General features: G+C 64.3%; 20 protein-coding genes. 11 read left to right on the top strand and 9 right to left on the bottom strand.

Features of this window, described 5'->3' with window-relative positions:
* Positions 1–10: 10 nt before the first annotated feature.
* From ACWW36_RS28450 to ACWW36_RS28420, 7 genes are all read left to right on the top strand, one after another.
* On the top strand, positions 11–1,546 hold the full coding sequence (locus ACWW36_RS28450) for an AMP-binding protein (RefSeq protein ID WP_456139249.1): 1,536 nt from the start codon (positions 11–13) through the stop codon (positions 1,544–1,546).
* Positions 1,547–1,584: 38 nt separating this feature from the next.
* A complete protein-coding gene (locus tag ACWW36_RS28445) occupies positions 1,585–2,775 on the top strand; it encodes an amidohydrolase family protein (protein ID WP_456139248.1) in 1,191 nt (396 codons plus the stop codon).
* Positions 2,772–4,229, top strand: a complete 1,458-nt coding sequence (locus ACWW36_RS28440) for a FadD3 family acyl-CoA ligase (protein WP_456139247.1) — start codon at positions 2,772–2,774, stop codon at positions 4,227–4,229. Before ACWW36_RS28445 ends, ACWW36_RS28440 begins: the two co-directional genes overlap by 4 nt.
* Positions 4,230–4,374: 145 nt before the next feature.
* A complete protein-coding gene (locus ACWW36_RS28435; RefSeq protein WP_456139246.1) occupies positions 4,375–5,241 on the top strand; it encodes a hypothetical protein in 867 nt (288 codons plus the stop codon).
* Positions 5,238–5,894: a hypothetical protein gene (locus ACWW36_RS28430; protein WP_456139245.1), complete on the top strand. Its 657-nt coding sequence runs from the start codon at positions 5,238–5,240 to the stop codon at positions 5,892–5,894. Before ACWW36_RS28435 ends, ACWW36_RS28430 begins: the two co-directional genes overlap by 4 nt.
* 10 nt (positions 5,895–5,904) lie before the next feature.
* On the top strand, positions 5,905–6,915 hold the full coding sequence (locus tag ACWW36_RS28425; protein WP_456139244.1) for a patatin-like phospholipase family protein: 1,011 nt from the start codon (positions 5,905–5,907) through the stop codon (positions 6,913–6,915).
* Positions 6,912–7,577, top strand: a complete 666-nt coding sequence (locus tag ACWW36_RS28420; protein WP_456139243.1) for an IspD/TarI family cytidylyltransferase — start codon at positions 6,912–6,914, stop codon at positions 7,575–7,577. The genes ACWW36_RS28425 and ACWW36_RS28420 overlap by 4 nt, the downstream gene beginning before the upstream one ends.
* On the opposite strand, the gene ACWW36_RS28415 is transcribed toward ACWW36_RS28420, so the two are convergent.
* The 4 genes from ACWW36_RS28415 to ACWW36_RS28400 form a co-directional block, all read right to left on the bottom strand.
* Positions 7,558–8,277, bottom strand: a complete 720-nt coding sequence (locus ACWW36_RS28415; protein WP_456139242.1) for an IspD/TarI family cytidylyltransferase — start codon at positions 8,275–8,277, stop codon at positions 7,558–7,560. The genes ACWW36_RS28420 and ACWW36_RS28415 overlap by 20 nt on opposite strands.
* Before the next feature lie 29 nt (positions 8,278–8,306).
* Positions 8,307–8,729, bottom strand: coding sequence for a PPOX class F420-dependent oxidoreductase (locus ACWW36_RS28410; protein ID WP_456139241.1), 423 nt, complete (start codon positions 8,727–8,729; stop codon positions 8,307–8,309).
* A gap of 132 nt (positions 8,730–8,861) precedes the next feature.
* Entirely contained in the window at positions 8,862–9,449 is a 588-nt protein-coding gene (locus tag ACWW36_RS28405) for an AfsR/SARP family transcriptional regulator (protein WP_456139240.1), read from the bottom strand.
* A gap of 71 nt (positions 9,450–9,520) precedes the next feature.
* Positions 9,521–10,525, bottom strand: a complete 1,005-nt coding sequence (locus tag ACWW36_RS28400; protein ID WP_456139239.1) for an NAD-dependent epimerase/dehydratase family protein — start codon at positions 10,523–10,525, stop codon at positions 9,521–9,523.
* A 104-nt stretch (positions 10,526–10,629) separates the two neighbouring features.
* On the opposite strand from ACWW36_RS28400, the gene ACWW36_RS28395 reads away from it, so the two are divergent.
* Together ACWW36_RS28395 and ACWW36_RS28390 are read left to right on the top strand one after the other, a co-directional pair.
* Positions 10,630–11,838 (top strand): low temperature requirement protein A, encoded by a 1,209-nt coding sequence (locus ACWW36_RS28395; RefSeq protein ID WP_456142660.1) that lies wholly within the window; start codon positions 10,630–10,632, stop codon positions 11,836–11,838.
* A gap of 155 nt (positions 11,839–11,993) precedes the next feature.
* Complete coding sequence (locus ACWW36_RS28390) at positions 11,994–12,413, top strand: ChaB family protein (RefSeq protein WP_456139238.1); 420 nt, start codon at positions 11,994–11,996, stop codon at positions 12,411–12,413.
* Here ACWW36_RS28390 and ACWW36_RS28385 read toward each other — a convergent pair.
* A complete protein-coding gene (locus tag ACWW36_RS28385) occupies positions 12,410–13,681 on the bottom strand; it encodes an MFS transporter (RefSeq protein ID WP_456139237.1) in 1,272 nt (423 codons plus the stop codon). The genes ACWW36_RS28390 and ACWW36_RS28385 overlap by 4 nt on opposite strands.
* A 309-nt stretch (positions 13,682–13,990) precedes the next feature.
* On the opposite strand from ACWW36_RS28385, the gene ACWW36_RS28380 reads away from it, so the two are divergent.
* Complete coding sequence (locus tag ACWW36_RS28380) at positions 13,991–14,830, top strand: MerR family transcriptional regulator (protein WP_456139236.1); 840 nt, start codon at positions 13,991–13,993, stop codon at positions 14,828–14,830.
* Positions 14,831–14,834: 4 nt separating this feature from the next.
* Here the strand turns inward: ACWW36_RS28380 and ACWW36_RS28375 are convergent, their stop codons facing one another.
* The 4 genes from ACWW36_RS28375 to ACWW36_RS28360 are packed head-to-tail and all read right to left on the bottom strand — an operon-like array spanning position 14,835 to position 18,767.
* Complete coding sequence (locus tag ACWW36_RS28375; protein WP_456139235.1) at positions 14,835–15,635, bottom strand: ABC transporter permease; 801 nt, start codon at positions 15,633–15,635, stop codon at positions 14,835–14,837.
* On the bottom strand, positions 15,635–16,513 hold the full coding sequence (locus ACWW36_RS28370) for an ABC transporter permease (protein ID WP_456139234.1): 879 nt from the start codon (positions 16,511–16,513) through the stop codon (positions 15,635–15,637). The genes ACWW36_RS28375 and ACWW36_RS28370 overlap by 1 nt, the downstream gene beginning before the upstream one ends.
* Entirely contained in the window at positions 16,492–17,682 is a 1,191-nt protein-coding gene (locus ACWW36_RS28365) for an ABC transporter substrate-binding protein (RefSeq protein ID WP_456139233.1), read from the bottom strand. Before ACWW36_RS28365 ends, ACWW36_RS28370 begins: the two co-directional genes overlap by 22 nt.
* Positions 17,683–17,684: 2 nt before the next feature.
* Positions 17,685–18,767: an ABC transporter ATP-binding protein gene (locus tag ACWW36_RS28360; RefSeq protein ID WP_456139232.1), complete on the bottom strand. Its 1,083-nt coding sequence runs from the start codon at positions 18,765–18,767 to the stop codon at positions 17,685–17,687.
* Between the two features lie 290 nt (positions 18,768–19,057).
* On the opposite strand from ACWW36_RS28360, the gene ACWW36_RS28355 reads away from it, so the two are divergent.
* On the top strand, positions 19,058–19,780 hold the full coding sequence (locus ACWW36_RS28355; RefSeq protein WP_456139231.1) for a DUF1906 domain-containing protein: 723 nt from the start codon (positions 19,058–19,060) through the stop codon (positions 19,778–19,780).
* Positions 19,781–20,218: the final 438 nt, after the last annotated feature.

Raw genomic sequence — 20,218 nt, 5'->3', positions numbered from 1 at the left:
CGCGGATTCCATGCGAAATATCCCTGCTGAGCTGAAGAAACGCTATGAGGACGAGGGGTGGTGGACGCAGGAAACCCTCGGCGATCTCGTCGCGCGGGGCCTGCAGGGACGGCCCGACGCCGGCTTTTGTGTGCACTCGGCAGTGCGGCCGTTCACGGGCACTTTCGGTGACGTCGAGCTCCGCGCCCGCAGGCTCGCGGCGGGCTTGCGGGCGCGCGGCGTCGGGTCCGGCGATGTGATCGCCATCCAGCTGCCAAACTGGATGGAAGCCGCGGTCGTCTTCTGGGCATCGGCCTTTCTCGGAGCGGTGATCGTGCCGATCGTTCACTTCTACGGCCGCAAGGAACTGGCCCACATCCTCGGCACGGCGAAGCCGCGCGTCTTCATCACCGCCGAAGAGTTCGGTCGGATGAAGTTCCAGCCCGACCTGTGCGCCGACGTCCCGATCGTCGCACTGGTGGGTAAGGACTTCGACGACCTCCTCGACGACGAGCCGATGGCGGGAACCATCCCGGCGGACCCTTCGAGTCCGGCGTTGATCGCGTTCACGTCCGGCACCACGAGCAACCCCAAAGGCGTCGTCCACAGCCATCAGACGCTCGGGTTCGAGACACGCCAACTGCTGGAGAACTACCCGGCCGACCGTGGCCGCCAGCTCACCGGCACCCCGGTCGGTCACTTCATCGGCATGCTGGGCGCATTCCTCATTCCGGTACTCGAGGGCGCACCCATCGATCTGTGCGACGTATGGGATCCGAGCTTGGTGCTCAAGCTCATTGAGCGCGACGGTCTTTCGATCGGCGGGGGTCCGCCCTACTTCGTCACCAGCGTGTTGGATCATCCCGACTGCACCCCAGAGCACGTGAAGCACTTCACGACCGTCGGCCTTGGCGGATCGACCGTCCCCGCATCCGTCACGCGGCGGTTGGCCGACTTAGGCATGTTCGTCTTCCGCTCCTACGGCAGCAGCGAGCACCCGTCCATCACCGGTTCTTCGCCGACCGCGCCGGAGGCCAAGCGGCTCTACACCGACGGCAATCCGCGGCCAGGCGTGGAGATCCGCCTCGGGCCCGATGGCGAGATCTTCAGCCGCGGCCCCGATCTGTGCCTGGGCTACACGGATCCGGAGTTGACGGCCAAGGCCTTCGACGACGACGGCTGGTATCGCACCGGCGATGTGGGTGTGCTCGACGAGGACGGCTACCTCACCATCACCGACCGCAAGGCCGACGTCATCATCCGCGGCGGCGAGAACATCAGCGCGCTGGAGGTGGAGGAGGTCCTGCTCGCGATGCCGGCTGTGGCCGAGGCCGTCGTGGTGTCCGCACCGGACGCCCGGCTGGGAGAGCATGCCGCAGCGGTGCTACGTCTCAAGCCGGGTCATGCGATGCCGACCATCGACGAGGTGCGCGAGCATTTCAAGCGCGCGGGCATGGCCGCCCAGAAATGGCCGGAAGAACTCCACGAGGTCGACGACTTTCCGCGCACCGCGAGCGGCAAGGTGCAGAAGTTCCTGGTCAGGCAGAATATTGCGTTGAGCAGCTAGCGAGAATATGATTCTCGCAAGAGGATAAGGAGTGTTTCATGGGGCAACTTTCGCACCGAGTCGATATCCCGTTTCCGCTGTTCGATGCGGACAATCACCTCTACGAGCCGCCGGAGGCGCTGACCAAGTACCTCCCCAAGGAGTACAAGGACGTCGTTCAGTACGTCGAGGTCAATGGGCGCACCAAGATCGCGATACGCGGTCAGATCAGCAACTACATCCCGAACCCCACCTTCTCGGTTGTCGCCAAGCCGGGTGCTTGGGAGGAGTACTTCAAGTTCGGCAATCCCGACGGCAAGAGCAAGCGCGAGCTCTTCGGCGAGCCGATGAGATCCATCCCGGCGTTCTTCGAGCCCGGTCCGCGCCTGGAACTCATGAATGAACTGGGCCTCGACCGCACGCTGATGTTCCCGACGCTGGCGAGCCTGATCGAAGAGCGGCTGCGTGACGATCCGGTCGCCATCCACGTCCTCATCCATTCGCTAAACCAGTGGCTCGACGAGGTGTGGGGCTTCAACTATCAGAACCGCATCTTCACCACCCCCGTGATCACTCTGCCCATCGTGGAGAAGGCCATCGAGGAGCTGGAGTGGGCGGTCAAGCGCGGTGCGCGCGTCATCCTGGTCCGTCCGGCACCGGTCCCCGGTTTCCGCGGACCGCGGTCGTTCGCGTTGCCCGAGTTCGACCCGTTCTGGCAGAAGTGCGTCGAGTACGACGTGCTGATCGGCATGCATTCCAGCGACAGCGGCTACTCCCGTTACACGTCCGAGTGGGATGGCGCCGCCCAGGAGATGCTGCCGTTCCAGACCAATGCGATGTCCATCCTCAACGAGTGGCGCCCGATCCAGGATGCGGTGGCCTCGTGGGTGATTCACGGTGCGCTGTTCCGGTTCCCGACGCTCAAGGTCGCGATCGTCGAAGCCGGGTCGAAGTGGATGTTCCCGCTGCTGGATTCCATGGCCGAGGTGTACAAGAAGGCGCCCGAGGCCTTCCCCGGTAACCCGATCGAGGAGATCAAGAACCGCATCCACGTCAGTCCGTTCTACGAGGAGGGCATCGACGACCTGATCAACCTGGTCGGCGTGGACCAGGTGCTCTACGGCTCCGACTGGCCGCACCCTGAGGGCCTGGCGGAACCAACCCACTATGTGACCGCGCTCGAGCATCTGTCCCTCGACGACCAGGCGAAGATCATGGGCGGCAACCTATCTCGGCTCGTCACGGTGTGACAGCCAGCCAACCCTGGCAGACCATCCCCGAGATGGTCTTGAGCGCAGCGGACCGCTTCGATGACGCGGAAGCCGTCGTCGATGGCCCGCTGCGCTTGACCTTCACCGAGTTGGCGCACCGGATCCGCTGTGCCGCAGGCGCGTTCGCGGATCTCGGCATCGACAAGGGGGAGCGGGTCGCGGTCTGGGCGCCCAACTCCGCCGAGTGGATCATCGCGGCCTTCGGCTTGCTGACCGCAGGCGGCGTGCTCGTACCCGTTAACACCCGGTTCAAGCCCGACGAAGCGGCCGACATCATCGGCCGCAGCGGCGCCAAGGCGGTGCTGGTTCAGAAGGACTTCCTCGGCCTTGACTACTCGGTACCGGCCGGCGTGCCGGTGATCGACCTGAAGTCGGACTTTCTCTGCAGCGGTAAGCCGTTTAGCCGTGAGGTCAGCGGCAACGACATCTCTGACATCATCTTCACGTCTGGCACGACGGGCAGGCCCAAGGGCGCCAGGATGAATCACCTTCAGACGCTGCGGATGTACGAGGAATGGGCGACCCTCGCGGACCTGCGCGAGGGCGACCGGTACCTGATGATCAACCCGTACTTCCACACCTTCGGCTTGAAGGCGGGGCTGATTGCCTCCTTCCTCCGAGGCGCAACGATGCTCCCGGTCGCAGCGTTCGACATCAACCGGGTCGTGGAACTAATTGAGCGCGAACGCATCACGATGCTGCCCGGACCGCCGACGCTGTATCACTCGCTTCTCGCCGTTGCGGACAAAGACAAGCTCGCGACATTGCGGGCGGCCGTGACGGGCGCGGCCGACATCCCGGTGGAGCTGGTTCGCCGGATACACGATGAACTTCCATTCCAGTCGCTGATGACCGGCTACGGGCTCACCGAGGCCGGCAACGTGACGCTCTCTCGCCCCGGCGATTCGTTCGAAGACGTCGCCACCACCGCCGGACTGCCGTGCGAGGACGTCGAGGTGCGCATCGCCGAAGACGGAGAAGTGCTCGTCCGTGGCTATGGCGTCATGCAGGGCTACCTCGACGACCCGGTCGCCACGGCAGAAGCGATCGATGCCGACGGCTGGCTGCACACGGGGGACCTTGGCAGTTTCACCGCCTCGGGCCGGCTGCGCATAGTCGGCCGCAAAAAGGACATGTTCATCGTTGGAGGCTTCAATGCCTATCCCGCAGAGATCGAGGGCTTCTTGCTGGAGCACCCCGTCGTCGCGCAGGCCGCGGTAATCGGTGTTCCCGACGCGCGGTTGGGTCAGGTGGGCAAGGCGTTCGTCGTGGTGAAGGGTAACGACGGCATCACGAGTGAGGACCTCATTTCGTGGAGCCGCCAGCGAATGGCCGGATTCAAGGTGCCCCGGTATGTAGAGTTCCTCGACGAGTTGCCGTTGAACGCCACCGGCAAAGTGATGAAGGACCAACTTCAGAACAATCACGGCTGAGCGTGTGCACAGCGTGTAAATAGCATTTCCGCAGGAAATCAGGCTTTTGCCGGGACCTGCGGAGGCGGGTATCGTCGCGGCGATACTCAAAAAAGGATAATCGCATTCTCATTGAGTAGTGCGCGTAGCAGACGAGGAGGTCGCTGTGCCGTCTTTCAGGCGCCGCGAGTCGGTGATCGACGCTGACCGCGTCGACGAGCCGCCGCAGGAATCTGAGCGGGCGGCGGACGCGGCCGACGCTCTGACCCTTGCCGAAGAGGCGGAGGCAGAGGCAGCCGAAGCGGAGGCGATGGCCGCCGCCGCACGTGCCCGAGCCCGCGCGATCCGACTGCGAAGGCAGGCCGAGGTCGAGACCAAGGCCGAGGAGGCGAAGGCGTCGACGACCGAGGTCGAGTCCGAAGCCGCGGACGCTGAGGCCGAACCGATCGACGCGGTCGATGCAGTCGAAGCCGACGTAATTAGCGAAGACGACGGCGTCGATGAGCCCGCGGAGGAAAAGCCGCCCCGCGCGCGGCGCTGGCGGCTTGGCCGGATTCTGAAGGTCCTCGCTGCCGGCGTAGCCGTCGTGTGCACGTGCGCCCTGATCACGCTGAGCGTGCTCATGGTGTTGAACCATCGCCACCAGGCCGCCGAACAACAGCAACGCGCCGAGTACGCCGCGGCCGCCCGGCAAAGTGTGGTGACGCTGATGTCGCTGGACTTCAACAAGGCGAAGGACGATGTGCAGCGCATCATCGACAATTCGACCGGCCAATTCAGGGACGACTTCAAGAACCAGGCCGAGGATTTCGTCAAGGTGGCGCAAGAATCGAAGGTCATCACCGAGGTCACCGTCAACGCGGTCGGCGTCCAAACCATGACGAACGACACCGCGACAGCCCTGGTATCGGCCGCCTCGCGAGTCACAAACAACGCCGGCGCCAAGCAGGAGCCCCGCACATGGCGCCTCTTGGTGAATCTGCAGCGTGACGGCGGGCAGATCAAAATGGCGAAAGTCGAGTTCGTGCCGTGACGACAAAAGAGAACGCAGACGTGGTCGAAGACGTCAAGAACAACGAAGCCGACGACGCAGACGAGGCCGCCGAGACACCCGACGCCGCGGAAGCGGGCGAAGAGTCAGCGGAGACGCAAGCGCAGTCCGAGCCGAAGGACAGTGGCGTTCGACGGACACTGCGCGGGGCGAAGTCGAAGCTCGGTGTCATCTTGCTGGCGGCGGCCTTGGTCGCGTCGGCCGGCGTGGCCGCGTGGCTGTACTTCTACCAGTACCGCCCCGATCAGCAGACCAACGACGCCGCCGCCGGGGTGGCGCTCGAAGCCGCGAAGACCGGCACGGTGTCGCTGCTGTCGTACTCACCCGAGAGTCTCGATAAGGACTTCGCGAACGCGAAGTCTCATCTGACCGGTGAATTCCTCTCGTATTACACACAGTTCACCGAGCAGATCGTGACGCCGGCGGCCAAGCAGAAGTCCGTCAAGACGACGGCGTCGGTCGTGCAGGCCGTGGTATCCGAACTGCACCCGGACTCGGCGATGGTTCTGGTGTTCATCAACCAGAACACGACGAGCAAGGAGAACCCCGACGGGGCGTTCGCGGCGAGCAGCGTCAAGGTCGGGCTGAAAAAGATCAACGGGACCTGGCTGATTTCGTCGTTCGACCCCGTGTAGCCTCGGCGCCGTGACACCGGCGTCGTCGAAACCTGCCGACCTGGTGCTGTCGGGAGGCGGCGTCAAGGGCGTCGGTCTGGTGGGAGCGGTCGTCGCGTTGATGGATGCCGGCTATACCGCCCAACGCGTCTCCGGAACATCTGCGGGCTCAATCGTCGGCGCGATCGTCGCAGCGGCCTCCCAGGGCAGCCAGCTCACTGCTGAGGAAGTCAAAGAGCTTGCGCTGCAATTGGACTACCGAAAGTTCACCGACCCTGGCGTGATCGAACGCGTCCCAGTGCTTGGGCCGTCGCTTGCGGTGGCGCGCGGCTCCGGCATCTACAAGGGCGATTACGCACACAACTGGATGGCAAGCGAGCTGAAGAACTTGGGCGTCGAAACGTTTGGCGATCTGGCGATAGACGACGACGACCTTCCCGAAGAGCGCCGCTATAAGCTCGCCGTCACGGTCGCCGATGTGACTACCGGCCAGCTGATCCGGCTGCCCTGGGATTACCGAAGGGTCTACGGGCTCGACCCCGACGAGCAGTCGGTCGCCGACGCCGTGCGTGCATCTATGTCGATTCCGTTCTTCTTTCGTCCCGTAATGCTCACCAGCACAACCGGATTGACGTCAACCCTGGTCGACGGAGGGCTGCTGTCCAACTTTCCGATCGATTCGCTGGACCGTGCCGACAGTCGCGAGCCGCGCTGGCCGAGCTTCGGCGTCACTGTGCTACCGAATCTTCCCGAAGGCAACGACAAGGTGATTCCCGCGCTATCGCCGATGCGAGTGATCGGTCCACCGCACCTGCTCGAAAGCGTGATCACCACCGTGCTGGTGGGCCGCGATCAGGCGTACCTCAACCAACCGTGGGTCAGCGCCCGCACAATCCGGGTAGACTCGACCGACGTCGGATTCCTCGATTTCAACATATCCGACGATGAGGTCGAAGCCCTGTACGCCAAGGGATATGCGGCCACAGAAGAGTTCCTGTCCACCTGGGATTGGCGCGCCTACCTCGAGCGGTTCCGCCGATGACGGAGTTGGCGGCGATCGTGCCGGTGCCAGAAACCGTGGCGGACAACAAGTCGGCCGCCTTCGCACCCCTGGCCGGTGAGACGCCGCTCGCCCGCGTCGTCAGGACAGCCCTTGGTGGCGAGGCAAGTGTGGTGGTGGTGGCTGCTGAACCGCTGGCCGACGCCTGTCGGGAAAACCTTGCAGACCAAGGACTTTCATCCGTCAGCGTGACAGCCGTTGGCGGCCCCGGCGCGCGGGCACACTGCATTGCCGCTGGTTTGGACCACACATCGGCGCGATTCGTGCTGGTTCACGATATTCGGCGGCCGTTGGCAACTTCGGCTGTGCAGACACGGGTCGTCGCGGCGCTGCGCGCCGGCAGTCCGATCGTGATGCCGGCGCTGCCGCTCACCGACAGCGTCAAAGCCGTTGATGCCAACGGGTCGGTGACGGCCACGCTCGATCGTTCCACATTGCAGACAGTCCAGTACCCGCGCGGTTTCACGACCGAGATGTTGTCGCAGTTGTTGGCGGGACGTGCCTCCGACGACTTCGACGAGCTCGAAGAGGCGCTGGCTGCGCGCGTCGCGATCACGGTGGTCGATGGGGATCCCGACGCGTTCGTCGTCGAATTGCCAAGGGACACCGCGTTTGTCGAGGCGATCATCGCCTCGCGTCGGTGAGCAGACGTTCGGCGACCGCGATGTCGTGTGCGTAGGTCACCTTGAGGTTGCGCTCCTGGCCGCCGAAGGTGCGCACGTCGAGATCCGTGTATTTCTCTACGCACGACGACGTGTCCGTGCCTTCGAAGCGTTCGCGCTCTGCGGCGCGATAAGCCTGCAGCAGCGGCAGCGCCTGGAACGCCTGTGGGGTCTGGACGCGAACCAATCCCGCTGCGCTGCCGGCAGATTGCAGGCCATTCGGTGTCAGGCGCACCACGTCGGCAAGCGGTAGCGCGGGGACGGCGCCACCGAACTCGCGCGCCACGGTCAGCGCACTGACGAACATGTCCGGTCCTGCCATCGGGCGGGCGGCGTCGTGGATCAACACGACATCTATTGAGCCCGCTTCGATGTCGGCGGCAAGGTAACGCAGCATGTTGAACTCGGAGGCGTGCCGGCTGTCGCCGCCCTCAACGAATTCCACGGCCGCGCCGGGAAGCTCCGCTGTCACCGTGCGCTCGGCGAGCTCGCGTTCGCCGCACCGGAATACCAGCACCGTCCGCGTGACATCCGGGACCTGCGTCAGCGATTCCAGCGACCACGACACCATGCTGCGGCCGGCAAGCGGTAGGTACGCCTTGTTGCCGTCCGCGCCGACGCGTGCGCCGATGCCCGCCGCCAGCACCACGCCAACCGTGTCCTGACGAGACGGCTTGGTCATGGGCCGAACACTATCGTCTGCTCCGCTTGTCAGTCCGCAACGTCGAAGGTGTAGTGCACTTTCGACGGCCGGATGCGGACGACGAGTTCACCGGGCACGCCGTTGCGTTTGCCGAATTCTTCCGCACGATCGGCACCCATGTAGCGCCCGCCGGTCCTGGTCGCGACATCGAGCACTTCCTGCGGCTCCTCGCTGATCGACGCGACTCCCTGAACTTGCACGAACGAGTACGGCGGCCGCGGATCGTCGACACACATCACCACCCGCGGGTCGCGGGTCAGGGCTCGACCCTTCGCCGAGTTCTTGCCGGTGTTGAAAACCAGTTCACCGTCGTCCACTACGAACCAGACCGGCGCGACGAGCGGACGTCCGTCGGATGCCAGGTAACCCAGCATGCCGGTGCGGGTGCCTTCGGACAGAAACGCAACTACGTCATCGGGGAGTTCAGCCACACCAACACGGTAGGCCCGGTCAGTCCTCCGCGTGGCGGTCGTGGTCCCACTGCTCCAGTCGCGCCTGCAGGTCGTAGAGGCCCAGCGCGGCTAGCGGTGTGCCGACGGACATGCAGAGGAGCAGTAGCGCGTTCATGGTTCTTGCGGGTCGTTGTTTCTGCTGCGGACGGCGTGCCGAGTGTGAAGCGAGCGGATAGCGCCGTTTGCGTGGTGGCCTACCTGTTTCTCCGGACAAAGACCCAGCGCGTCACGCGCGGCGATCCGCATGTTGCGGTAACGGTCACGCTCGGTGATGACCCACCGCTCGGACCACCCCTCGAGAAGATCCCCGGCCCGAAGCAGTGGAAGCAAGTCGGCAACGAGTTGCGGGTCGGCGCCGGCGGGCTTGTCTTCGTCGAGCAGGCGCTCGATGAGGTCCACCGCGTCGTGCCAGTCCACCGAAACATGTGGTGCCAGCGCGATGTACTGCGGATCGATCACCAGCAGCTCATCGACGCCTGCCGGACGTAGCCGCCACATCGCGGACCGCAAACTCGCAATGGCCCGACGGGTTTGGGCGTGCGGCCACAGCATCGCGCAGACCCACAGGCGATGCACCGGACGGCGCTTCAGCGCGAGGAGTGCCACCAGACGCTGGCAGGCCGGTGGCAGCGCGACGTGCTGATCGTCGCGGTGTACCGCGAATCCGCCGAGTACGTTGAGCGATAGTTGTTCGGACACACATCGATCGTGGGTCGGCGCGATTCGATGGACACGCGTAGAGCACTACCTGTTTTTCGTGCGCCGACGCCCTACATGCCGCGTATGCCGTTCTCCCGATAGAACTGCGCAGCACGCCTGATCGACTCGTGGATCGGCGTGGGCTGCCACCCCAGCTCTCGTTCAGCCTTGCTGTGATCCATCCGCGGCAAGATGTGTGACAGGCGCGCGCTCGTACTGGTGACTGGCGTGTCGCGGTTGAGCACCCGGCCGACTGCATCGCCCACGTAGCCGGCCACATACACCGCCCACAGCGGTATGCCGAACCGCGGCGGCTTCGCTCCTCCGGCTTCGGCGGCCGTCGCGAACAGTTCCCGGACGCTCATGTACCGCTCGGAAATGATGTAGCGCTCGCCGTTTCGCCCCTTCTCCGCGGCGAGAATCAATGCCGCTGCGGCGTCTTCGATTCCGACGACCTCAGAGGCCGCGCCCTTGACATAGACGGGCACCTTGCCGGCGGCCGCGGCGGCGAGCAGGCCGCCGTGCGGCGTCGGCTGCCAGTCGCGGGGTCCGTACGTGTTCGACACGCACAAGGCCACGGCAGGAAGTCCGCGCTCACGGGCGTAGCGCAACACCAGGTCTTCGGCCTCCACCCGCGATCGGATGTAACCGCCGCCCTCGTCGAGAAAATTGCACCGGTCCTCCTCGGTGGCCTGCCGTGCATCAGCGGGGATTCCGATGGTGCCGATGGTGCTGGTGAAGACGAAACGCCGCAGGTCGGCCTCGACAGCCGCCTCCAGCACGTGCCGCAAGCCCTCGACGTTGGTGCGGAACAGGGGAGCGGGGTCACGAAGCCACGCCCGAGTGTCGACGACGCAGTAGAACACGTCGTCGCACCCGGCCATCGCGGCCCGCAACGCGTCGTCGTCGAAGATGTCGCCGTAGTGATACTCGATGTCGAGGTCCTCGAGCGCCTTGGTCGAACTCGTCCTGCGGATCAACACCCGTACGTCGTCGCCGCGGTTCACAAGCTGCCGCGTGACATGCGAGCCCACAAAGCCGCTCGCGCCGACCACCAACTTCTTCGCGCCCGTCATGGGTGTGAAATGTAACCGGTCAACGAGCGAAGAGGACGGGTGAAGTGAGCGAAGTCGAAGAACAGCCGCCACGGCCCACTACGGCGGCGCACCGGGTCCGCCGGATGTCGGGGCGCGACCCGCATGAAGAGCATCGGGTGGCGACGCCGTTGGAGCTGCTCTTCGACCTGACGTTCGTTGTCGCCTTCGGCATCGCGGCATCGGAGTTCTCGCACATGCTGGCCGAGAACCACGTCGGCCCCGGATTGCTTGCGTTCTCATTCGCGACGTTCGCCGTCTGCTGGGCATGGATCAACTTCAGCTGGTTCGCGTCGGCCTACGATACGGACGACTGGATGTACCGCTTGATGACCATGCTGCAGATGGTCGGCGTCATCGTGATGGCGCTCGGCTTCCCGCAGATGTACGCGTCGGTCGAGCACGGCGGCCACGTCGACAACAGGGTCATGGTCGCAGGGTATGTCGTGATGCGAATCGCGTTGGTAGCGCAGTGGTTACGCGCGGCCAAACAGGATCCGGCTCACCGCTCGGCCTGCTTGACGTACGCCACCGCTGTCACCGTTGCGCAGGTCGGCTGGATCGCCAGCATGTTCCTGCACACGTCGGTCGGGCAGACTTTCGTGGTCTTTGTGCTGCTGATCGGGGTGGAGATCTTGGGCCCGGTGCTGGCGGAGTGGCGCAAGGGCGGCACGCCGTGGCACGCCCATCACATCTCCGAACGCTATGGCCTGCTTACGATCATCGCTCTCGGCGAGGGCGTCGTGGGCACGGTCGCGACGCTGTCGGCAGCGGTGAGTGCACAAGGGTGGACGTTCGATGCCGCCTTCGTCGCGGTAGCCGGCATCGGGCTGACGTTCGGAATGTGGTGGACGTATTTTGTGATGCCACAGGGCGAATTGCTGCACGCCCACCGGGAACGGTCATTCTGGTTCGGCTATCTGCCCATCGTCACCCTTGGCGCGATTGTGGCTACCGGCGCCGGGCTGCACGCCGCCGCCTACTACCTCGAGCATCATTCCAAGCTGAACTCGACCGAAACGGTTCTGTCGGTGGCCATTCCGGTCGGGGCTTACATCGTCTCCATCTACCTGCTGTACATGATCCTGGTCCGCACCGTCGACACATTCCACTTGCTACTCATCGTCCTCACCGGGGTCGTGTTGGCGGTGGCGGTGTGGCTGGCCGAGGCGGGGGTGTCGATGGCCAACTGCCTGCTGGTCGTCACGCTTGCGCCGTTGGTGTCAGTGGTGGGGTTCGAGTTGGTCGGGCATCGACACGCGGCGGAAGCGATCGCGAGGAGCCTGGACACTTAGCGGGTTTAGCCGCCTGCCAGCCGGGTACGCGATGAGCAACCGTTCGAGGTGGCACGACGCGGGTCAAGAAGCGGCTCCGGTTCGTTCTACGTCGGCGAGCCCGGCGATCCCGCCTCGGCGGTGGCTACGTTCTGCAGTTCGACGAGGAGCCGAGGATGCCGAAGACGACCAAGAGCGGCAGCGCCAAGAAAAGTGAGCTGCCGAGCACCTTGCAGAAGTCGCCCGCCAAGGCGCAGCGCACCTTCGCCAAGGCACACGATTCTGCGGCCGAGCAGTATGGCGAAGGTGAACGTGCGCACCGGGTCGCCTACGACGCGCTCAAGCACAGCTTCGAAAAGGTCGGGGATCATTGGGAGCCCAAGTCCAAGAAGGGGCCATCCGATTCTCGGGCGCGTAGCGGCGGCCCCAACCCGACGGGCAAGTCTGCTGAAGGCGTCGACGCCAACGCTTCGAAGAAGCACCTTCTGGACGTCGCACGCAAGCTGGACATCTCGGGCCGTTCGACGATGAGCAAGGGCGAACTTGTCTCGGCGATCAAGAAGGCCAATCGCCGCGTGTCGGCCCGAAACCGCTAGCGCGTCGTCGGCGCAGTTTCAAAGCCTTCCAACAACATTCGCTCCTGCTCTAGGCGCATCAGGCGGCGAGCTTTGGTGCGCGTGATCAGGATTCCGACAACCGCAAGGGCCCAGACCGCGTATTGCACAGTCCACGCTAGGCGGAACGAGCCGGACGAGAAATCGCCTGCGGCATCGAGGATGAGGCCCATCGCCTGCATGACGAGCAGCGAGGCCACGAAGCCGCCCATGTTGACCATGCCCTGAGCCGTGCCGAGCGTTGCGCTCGGGTTGAACGTGCGTGCGAAGTCGAAACCCACCATCGACCCCGGACCCCCGACGGAGATCACCACGACGAGCACGACCAGTAGCCATAGTGGCGCTCGTCCGGGCAGAGCCAGCACGACCGTCCACACGAGGGCGTTACTGCCGATGATCGCCAGCACCATCCGTGACCGCCGGTGCGGGTGACGTCCGGTCAGGACGCCGATGACGATGCCGGACGAAATCGCCGCGACGACAGAGATTGTCAGCAGAGCGCCTGCGACGCCGGTGGACAGGCCTTGTCCAACGGTGAGATAGGGGACGCCCCACATCAACGCGAATACCGTGACGGAGAACTGCGTGCCCATGTGGGTGAAGAAGCCCAGCCGTGTGCCCGGACGCAACCACACTGTTTTCACACTGGCCAGGGTGTCGCGGACCGACGTCGTCGACGTGGCGACGGTCGACCCGTTCGGGGTGTCCTTGACCACCGCCAGCGTCAGGACCATCGACAGCACGCCGACCGCCGCCACCGACGCGTAGGCGGTGGACCAGCCGGCACCGGCGAGGAGGGCGAGGAACGGCACGGCCGACAACACCTGACCCAGCTGTCCGCAGATACCCGTCAGCTGGGTGACCAGCGGCACCTGCCGCGGCTTGAACCAGTGCGGCACGAGCCGCAGCACGGAGATGAACGTGACCGCGTCACCCAGTCCGAGCACCGCTCGCGCGGCGATCGCCGTGGGCAAGGACTCGGTGAACGCAAGCGCCAACTGGCCCGACGCCATCAGCGCGGCCCCCGTTGTGATCAGAACCTTGGAGCCGAATCGGTCGAGCAGCAGCCCGGCGGGAACCTGCGCACCGGCGTAGACGATCACCTGCAAGACGACGAACGTCGACAACACGCTGGGGCTGGCGTTGAACCTATGTGCGGCCTCGAGACCGGAAACACCCAATGTGGTGCGGTCGAGGACAGCGACGATGTATGCGAGCAGTCCGGTGGCCCAGACGATCCAGGGACGCACACCGAACCTTTCAACGCGAATTCAAGCCGTTAACCACGGTTTGTCTTAATGTCTTTCGGCTTCATCATCGCGCACGGTGTGTCTGCGATGCCACTTGATAACCGGTGAAATCACTCACGGACCGAAGCCGTCGACGGCGAGCCGAGTTGGCTGAGACCGCGTGGCAATGTCAACCGACGTCATCGTCGAACACTCATATCCGCAGATAACCGGGCTTATGTGCGATAGCTAGCAAACTGTCCACAGGGCCATCTCGACTTCGCTCGGAAACGTTCATCGGCCGCTACAGTGGTCGCATGGAATGTTGCGGTGCGCGCCGGAAGGGCACCGCCGCCACGGGTGGAGTGCGGCGCATTGGCTGAGTACCGGCTGGATGATCTCGCGCGGGTTTCGGGCGTCAGTGCCCGCAATATCCGCGCCTATCGGGAACGGGGCCTGCTGGATCCGCCGCGGCGGGTTGGCCGCTCTGCCTACTACGACGACTATCACCTCTCGCAGCTCAAGACCATCAATCAGCTACTGCGCAAGGGCTTCAATTCGGCCCACATTGCCGAGTTCTTCGAGAGCATGCGCCAGGGCGCGGATCTGGCCGACATTCTGGGGATTCAGCGGGCGGTCCTTGGTCTGCCGTCCGAGCCGGCGGAAAGGGAGGTTGAGCCGACGCAATCGGGCTCGCAGACAAGGCCGGCCGTCGACATCGATCCTCATTGTGAGGAGGCCCGGCGTCTGCTTGAACACGGCCTGGCCGAACTCGCCGATGGGGTGGTGGTGCTCACCGATCGGACGATGGGTGAGATCGTGGCGCGGGGTAAAGATCAACTGGAATACGTCCGTGCGATTCTTCGGATCTTCGAATCGACGCGGCAGACCATCGACGCGGTGGCTGAAGAGGCCGTGCGTGCACTGGAAGAGGGCGTGAGGTCTCGGTTCGGTGAAGGCTTCATCCCGAAGCGCGACAAGGTCGCCGAGCTGACCCAAGTCGTGCAGGACTACCGCGATATCGGCAACAAGGTCGTCACCGACCGGCTCGACGAGGCGCTGCGTCAGCGCATGGTGATCTCGGTGTCGGACTACACCGCAAGCCTCATGCTCAGCGGCCAATGGGAGCCCAAGACGCCCGACGAGCCCGAGCCGCACGACCCGGCGTAGCCGGCTATACCCGGGTGGTGGCCGGGTCGCCGCCGAAGCGCTGGGCGAGCCACACAGGGATGATTGCGACCAGCGTGAGGGCCGCGGCGACCACGTTGATGACCGGGGCCTGGTTGGGGCGGAACAGGTTTCCGAAGATCCAGATCGGCAGCGTCTGCACGGTCGGGCCCGCGGTGAACGTGGTGACGACGATTTCGTCGAACGACAGCGCGAACGCCAGGATGGCCCCGGCGACCAGAGCGCCACGCATCATCGGGAACGTCACGTACTTGAATGTCTGCCACGGTGAGGCACCGAGGTCGGCCGACGCGTCCTCGAGGGCCGTGCCCAGCCGGCGCAGCCGGGCCTGGGTGTTGTTGAAGACGATGACGATGCAGAACGTCGCGTGGCCGACGATCACGGTGGCCAAGCCCAGCGTGACACCGAGCGCGGACGTGAAGGTGGCGTTCAGTGCGATGCCGGTGACGATGCCGGGCAGCGTGATCGGTAGAACCACAAGGAAACTCACGGTGTGACGGCCGAAGAAGTCATACCGTTGCACGGCGAAGGCGGCCATCGTGCCGAGCGCCAGCGCGATGACGGTGGCGCCGAGCCCGACGATCACCGAGTTGGCCAGCGATCGCCACATGCCCTCGCTGTTCCATGCGTCTGCCCACCATCGAAGGGTGAAGTCGGTCGGCGGAAAGGCGAACGAGCGCGACGAGTTGAATGCGTTGACTACTACGAGAAGCATTGGGGCGTAAAGGAATATCAACACCAGCGCGGTCCACACCCGAGCCGCCCGCCCTGCGCCGGCCGAGAGCATCAGACGTTCTCCAGTGCACCGGTGCGGCGCATCGCCAGCAGGTATCCGATGATCGCGACGAGCGGAATGATCGACAGTGCGGCCGCCAGAGGCTGGTTGTTGGCGGTGACGAGCTGACCGTAGATGATGTTGCCGAGCATCTGGGTCTTGCCGCCGACGATGGTGACCGCGATGTAGTCACCCAGCGACAGGGAAAAGGTGAATATCGAACCCGCCGCGATACCGGGAAACACCAACGGTGCCACCACAAGTCGCAGTGTGGCCCAATCCGAGGCTCCGAGGTCAGAGCTCACGTCGATCAGCGAATCGGGAACCCGTTCGAACGCCGCGAAAACCGGTATCACCATGTAGGGCAACCACAGATACGTCAACGTGAGGACTGTCGCGGTCAAGCCGTAGCCCGGGCTGTACCCCGTCGACCATGCCACCGGCCCCTCCGGGGACAGCAGCATCCGCCACGCGTAGGCCTTGACCAGATAGCTGGCCCATAGCGGGGTCGTGACTGCCACCACCAACATCAGGCGCGCGCGGGGCGAGGCGACCTTGGCCATGAAGAAGGCCAGCGGCACGGCAAGCACCGCGCACAAGACCGTGACCACCAGTGCGACCACGATGGTGTGGACGGTGGCTGTCCGGAACACCGTCTCGGTCGCAACGCGGGCGATGTTGTCGCCGGTGAACGTGTGCACCACCGCGCCGGTAAAGGCGTTGGTCGTCCAGAAGGCCGAAACCAGCAGCACCGCAAGCGAACCCAAATATGCCACCACAAGCCACGCCATCGGCGGGAGTAGCAGCAGCGTCAGGCTGATGCGGCGCCCCAGAGAAGCTGAAGCTCTGGGAGGGGCGCCGCGTTGACTCACCCCTTGATCTGCTGCCATTTGTCGACCCACTCGTTGTAGGCCGTGCAGTTGTCGCCGCTGCCGTCGACGCACTGCTTCTGCGGTGTCGTCCAGTAGTGGATCTCGGCGGCGAACTTCTCGTCGGTGGCGTGGTAGATGTCGCAGAAATCCTTCTGCGAGGTGTGTTCGCAGGCCTTGGTCTGTGCCGGCGCCTCGCCGAAGTACTCGGCTACCTGTGCGTTGACCTCAGGCGACGAGATCCAGTTCATCCACTTGTACATGCAGTTCGGGTGTGCGGCCTTCGACGAGACCATCCACGTGTCCGACCACCCGGTGGCACCTTCCTTCGGCAGCACCGTGTTGACCTGAACCTTGTTGTCGGTGCCGATGGTGTTCGCGATGACCTGCCAGGTGGTGCCGATCACCGATGTGCCCGACTCGAACGCCTGCACTTCCTTGGTGTAGTCCGACCAGTACTCGCTGATGTTTTCGCGCTGCTTCTTGAGCAATTCGACTGCGGCGTCGAGTTGTTCGGATGTCAGCGAGTAGGGGTCCTTGATGCCGAGGTCGGGTTTGGCCTTCGACAGATACAGCGCGGCGTCGGCGATGTAGATAGGCGAGTCGTATGCGGTGACCTTGCCTTTGTACTTGCCTGCATCGTCGAATACCGCCGCCCAGGAGTTGGGCGCGTCGCGCACCACGTCGATGTTGTACATCAGCAGGTTGGCACCCCAGCCGTGTGGAATCCCGTACATCTGGCCGTCCACCGAATTCCACGACTTGTCTTTGAGGAACCCTGAAATCGTGGCGTAGTTGGGCACCAGCGACGTGTTCACCGGGGCGACGTCACCGGCGTAAATCAGCCGCAGCGTGGCATCACCGGATGCGGAGACACCGTCGTACTGACCGGTGCGCATCAACTGCACCATCTCGTCAGACGTGTTGCCGACCTTCACGTTGACCTGGCATCCGGTCTGCTGCTCGAACGGCGTCACCCAGTCCACGCTCTTGTCGTTGGACCCGTCCTCGGCGTAACCGGCCCACGCGATGATGTTCAGCTGACCCTCGCCGTTGCCGACCGCCGACAGCGGCTCCAGCTTCGGTGGTGTTTCACCGTTGCCGCCAGAGGGTTTCGAACCCGAACACGCGACGAGCAAGGCGGCACACGCCGTGAGCGCAAGGCCGATCCGGACAGCGGTTGATCTCATGGCTACTCCTCGGTTGACAGTTGGTGGACGGCTTTTTCGGGCCACGCCAAGGTGATTGGGGTGTCGTGATGCAAATCCGGTGGCAGCCACGTGCTCGCGGTCAGCACGGTGGCGACGAGCGTGACGCCGGCATGCGTGGTAGCGGCGATCCGAGTGGTTGGCCCGGCATAGATGACCTCGGACACCGTCGCCTCGACGGTGCGCACACCCGGGACGGCGTCGGTGCCGGGCCGGAACACGCCAATGCGTTCGGGCCGGACGGTGAACATGCCGGGTCTGCCGATGAGCGCCTCCGCCGCTGCGCCGTCGAGCACATTGGAAGTCCCGACGAAATCGGCGACAAAGCGGTTAGCCGGGCTTTCATAGACGTCGCGGGCATTGCCGACCTGTTCGATGCGGCCGTCGTTGAACACCGCCAGCCGGTCGCACAACGTCAGCGCCTCGTCTTGGTCGTGGGTGACGATGATGAACGTGATGCCGACTTCCCGCTGGATCGCCTTCAATTCGATCTGCATCTGTTCGCGCAGCTTGAGATCCAGTGCGCCGAGCGGTTCGTCGAGCAGCAAGACCCGCGGCCGGCCGACGAGTGCGCGGGCCAGCGCGACGCGTTGACGTTGTCCTCCGGACAGTTGTGCGGGGCGGCGGGGAGCGTGGTCGGCCAGCTGCACCATGTCGAGTGCGTCGACTGTGCGGCGCCGGCGTTCAGCCTTCGGGACGCCGCGCACCTTCAGCCCGTATTCGACGTTCTGCGCGACCGTCATGTGCGGGAAAAGCGCGTACTCCTGGAAGACGGTGTTGACGTCGCGGCGGCGGGCGGGCAGCGCCGTGACGTCGGTGCCGCCCAGCTTGATCACCCCGGCCGAGGGTTGCTCGAATCCGGCGATCATCCGCAACACCGTCGTCTTGCCCGAGCCGGACGGACCGAGGATGGCGAACAATTCGCCATCGCCCACGGTGAGGTCCGCGCCCTCGACGGCAACCACGTCGCCGAACACTTTGCGCACCCCGATCAGCTCGATCTGGGGATCCTCAACGGCGGCAGCCACTTTCGTGTCAGGCTGCGAACTGACCGTCCCCGAGGGCATGGCTCATCGTAGGAATTCCACGGTGATGTCGCACCTTCATCGCGGATTTCGTGATCTTTTCGCCGTCAGACCACGGGTTCCGCACATTGCGGTTGTTAGCAGGCAACACCACCAACAATGCGGCGGCACGTGCGACAGCCATCGTGGCCGTCGTCGTGCGGGTGCGTTGCCCGGCTATTAGTGCGTCCGTGGGGATCGGCGTCGTGTTGCGAGCCGATTGGGAATCTTGATACAGATGTGACCAGTGGCGTTGCCGTGAAAAGTGATGCAATTGTCGTACCCTGTGGCACATGGCCGTATCCCGCCGCGACGTGCTCAAATTCGCGGCCGCGGCGCCCGCCGTGCTCGGCCTGGGCGCAGGGCTGCAGGCATTGGCACCTGCACGCGCATCGGCGGCGCCGCTGGGCGTACTCCTGGACTATGCGGCCGGTGTCATCAATGCCGCCGACCTGCGCGCCGCCGGCGCGATGGGCGCCATCAGGTACGTCTCTGATCGCAGGCCGGGCGGTGCCTGGATGCTCGGGAAGCCGATCCAGCTGCCCGAGGCGCGTGACCTGTACCAGAACGGGCTGAAAATCGTGTCCTGCTATCAGTACGGCAAGCAGGACAGTGCCGACTGGCTCGGAGGTCAGAGCGCGGGCGTTGCACACGCGAAGCGTGGCTGGCAGTTACATGTCGCGGCCGGCGGCTCGTACGGCGCGCCGATCTACGCGTCCATCGACGACGACCCGACCTTGGACCAGTACAAGGCCCAGGTCGCTCCCTACTTGCGCGGCTGGGAAGCCGTGCTGGGCCATCAGCGCGTGGGCGTCTACGCCAACTCCAAGACCATCGAGTGGGCACTTCAGGACGGCCTGGGCACCTACTTCTGGCAGCACAACTGGGGATCGCCGGGCAAGGTGCCCCATCCTGCCGCGCATCTGCATCAGGTCGAGATCGATAAGCGGTCCGTCGGGGGCGTCGGAGTGGATATCAACCACGTCCTCAAGCCTCAATTTGGGCAGTGGGACTAAACCTTACCGATCAGTAAGTAGATGCAGCAAACTCTCCGCGGTCGCCGGCGGCGATGACAAGACAAATCTGGCCATAGTGTCGACTCGCAACGCTGCGATGTGCCTGGTGAGACAAGGCGAAATTTTTACATAACGATTGCATAACAATACTGCCTTGATCAGCGCAGTTATGCCTACTCGACCGTAACCACCTGCATGCAGGACGTTTGTCCCGGATGCGTTCTGCGCCTATGGAAGCCCGCGTTATGCAATAAGTGGTTACCCATGCGTAGAACTCGCCAGTAACCATTTGAGGCGCGAAAATGGCCTCGTCTCTTATGACACTCTTAGTACGGCTGGAGTGTCCGCTGGGCGGTCTGCGAGATCGCCTATGCCGGAACCAGCGGGATTCGACGCCGAATCTATGGCCTGTAGCAGGGAAGCGCAGGCCACAAAGCT

This window comes from Mycobacterium sp. MMS18-G62 (assembly GCF_053877835.1).
Note: the sequence above shows the minus strand (reverse complement) of the source record. Positions and strands in the feature narration are given on the sequence as shown.

What these genes read in the sequence shown, in the direction of transcription:
- ACWW36_RS28450 (WP_456139249.1), top strand. Translation starts at nt 11, where the DNA reads ATGCGAAATATCCCTGCTGAGCTGAAGAAACGCTATGAGGACGAGGGG.
- ACWW36_RS28445 (WP_456139248.1), top strand. Translation starts at nt 1,585, where the DNA reads ATGGGGCAACTTTCGCACCGAGTCGATATCCCGTTTCCGCTGTTCGAT.
- ACWW36_RS28420 (WP_456139243.1), top strand. Translation starts at nt 6,912, where the DNA reads ATGACGGAGTTGGCGGCGATCGTGCCGGTGCCAGAAACCGTGGCGGAC.
- ACWW36_RS28415 (WP_456139242.1), bottom strand. Translation starts at nt 8,277, where the DNA reads ATGACCAAGCCGTCTCGTCAGGACACGGTTGGCGTGGTGCTGGCGGCG.
- ACWW36_RS28400 (WP_456139239.1), bottom strand. Translation starts at nt 10,525, where the DNA reads ATGACGGGCGCGAAGAAGTTGGTGGTCGGCGCGAGCGGCTTTGTGGGC.
- ACWW36_RS28395 (WP_456142660.1), top strand. Translation starts at nt 10,630, where the DNA reads ATGTCGGGGCGCGACCCGCATGAAGAGCATCGGGTGGCGACGCCGTTG.
- ACWW36_RS28390 (WP_456139238.1), top strand. Translation starts at nt 11,994, where the DNA reads ATGCCGAAGACGACCAAGAGCGGCAGCGCCAAGAAAAGTGAGCTGCCG.
- ACWW36_RS28375 (WP_456139235.1), bottom strand. Translation starts at nt 15,635, where the DNA reads ATGCTCTCGGCCGGCGCAGGGCGGGCGGCTCGGGTGTGGACCGCGCTG.
- ACWW36_RS28370 (WP_456139234.1), bottom strand. Translation starts at nt 16,513, where the DNA reads ATGGCAGCAGATCAAGGGGTGAGTCAACGCGGCGCCCCTCCCAGAGCT.
- ACWW36_RS28365 (WP_456139233.1), bottom strand. Translation starts at nt 17,682, where the DNA reads ATGAGATCAACCGCTGTCCGGATCGGCCTTGCGCTCACGGCGTGTGCC.
- ACWW36_RS28360 (WP_456139232.1), bottom strand. Translation starts at nt 18,767, where the DNA reads ATGCCCTCGGGGACGGTCAGTTCGCAGCCTGACACGAAAGTGGCTGCC.
- ACWW36_RS28355 (WP_456139231.1), top strand. Translation starts at nt 19,058, where the DNA reads ATGGCCGTATCCCGCCGCGACGTGCTCAAATTCGCGGCCGCGGCGCCC.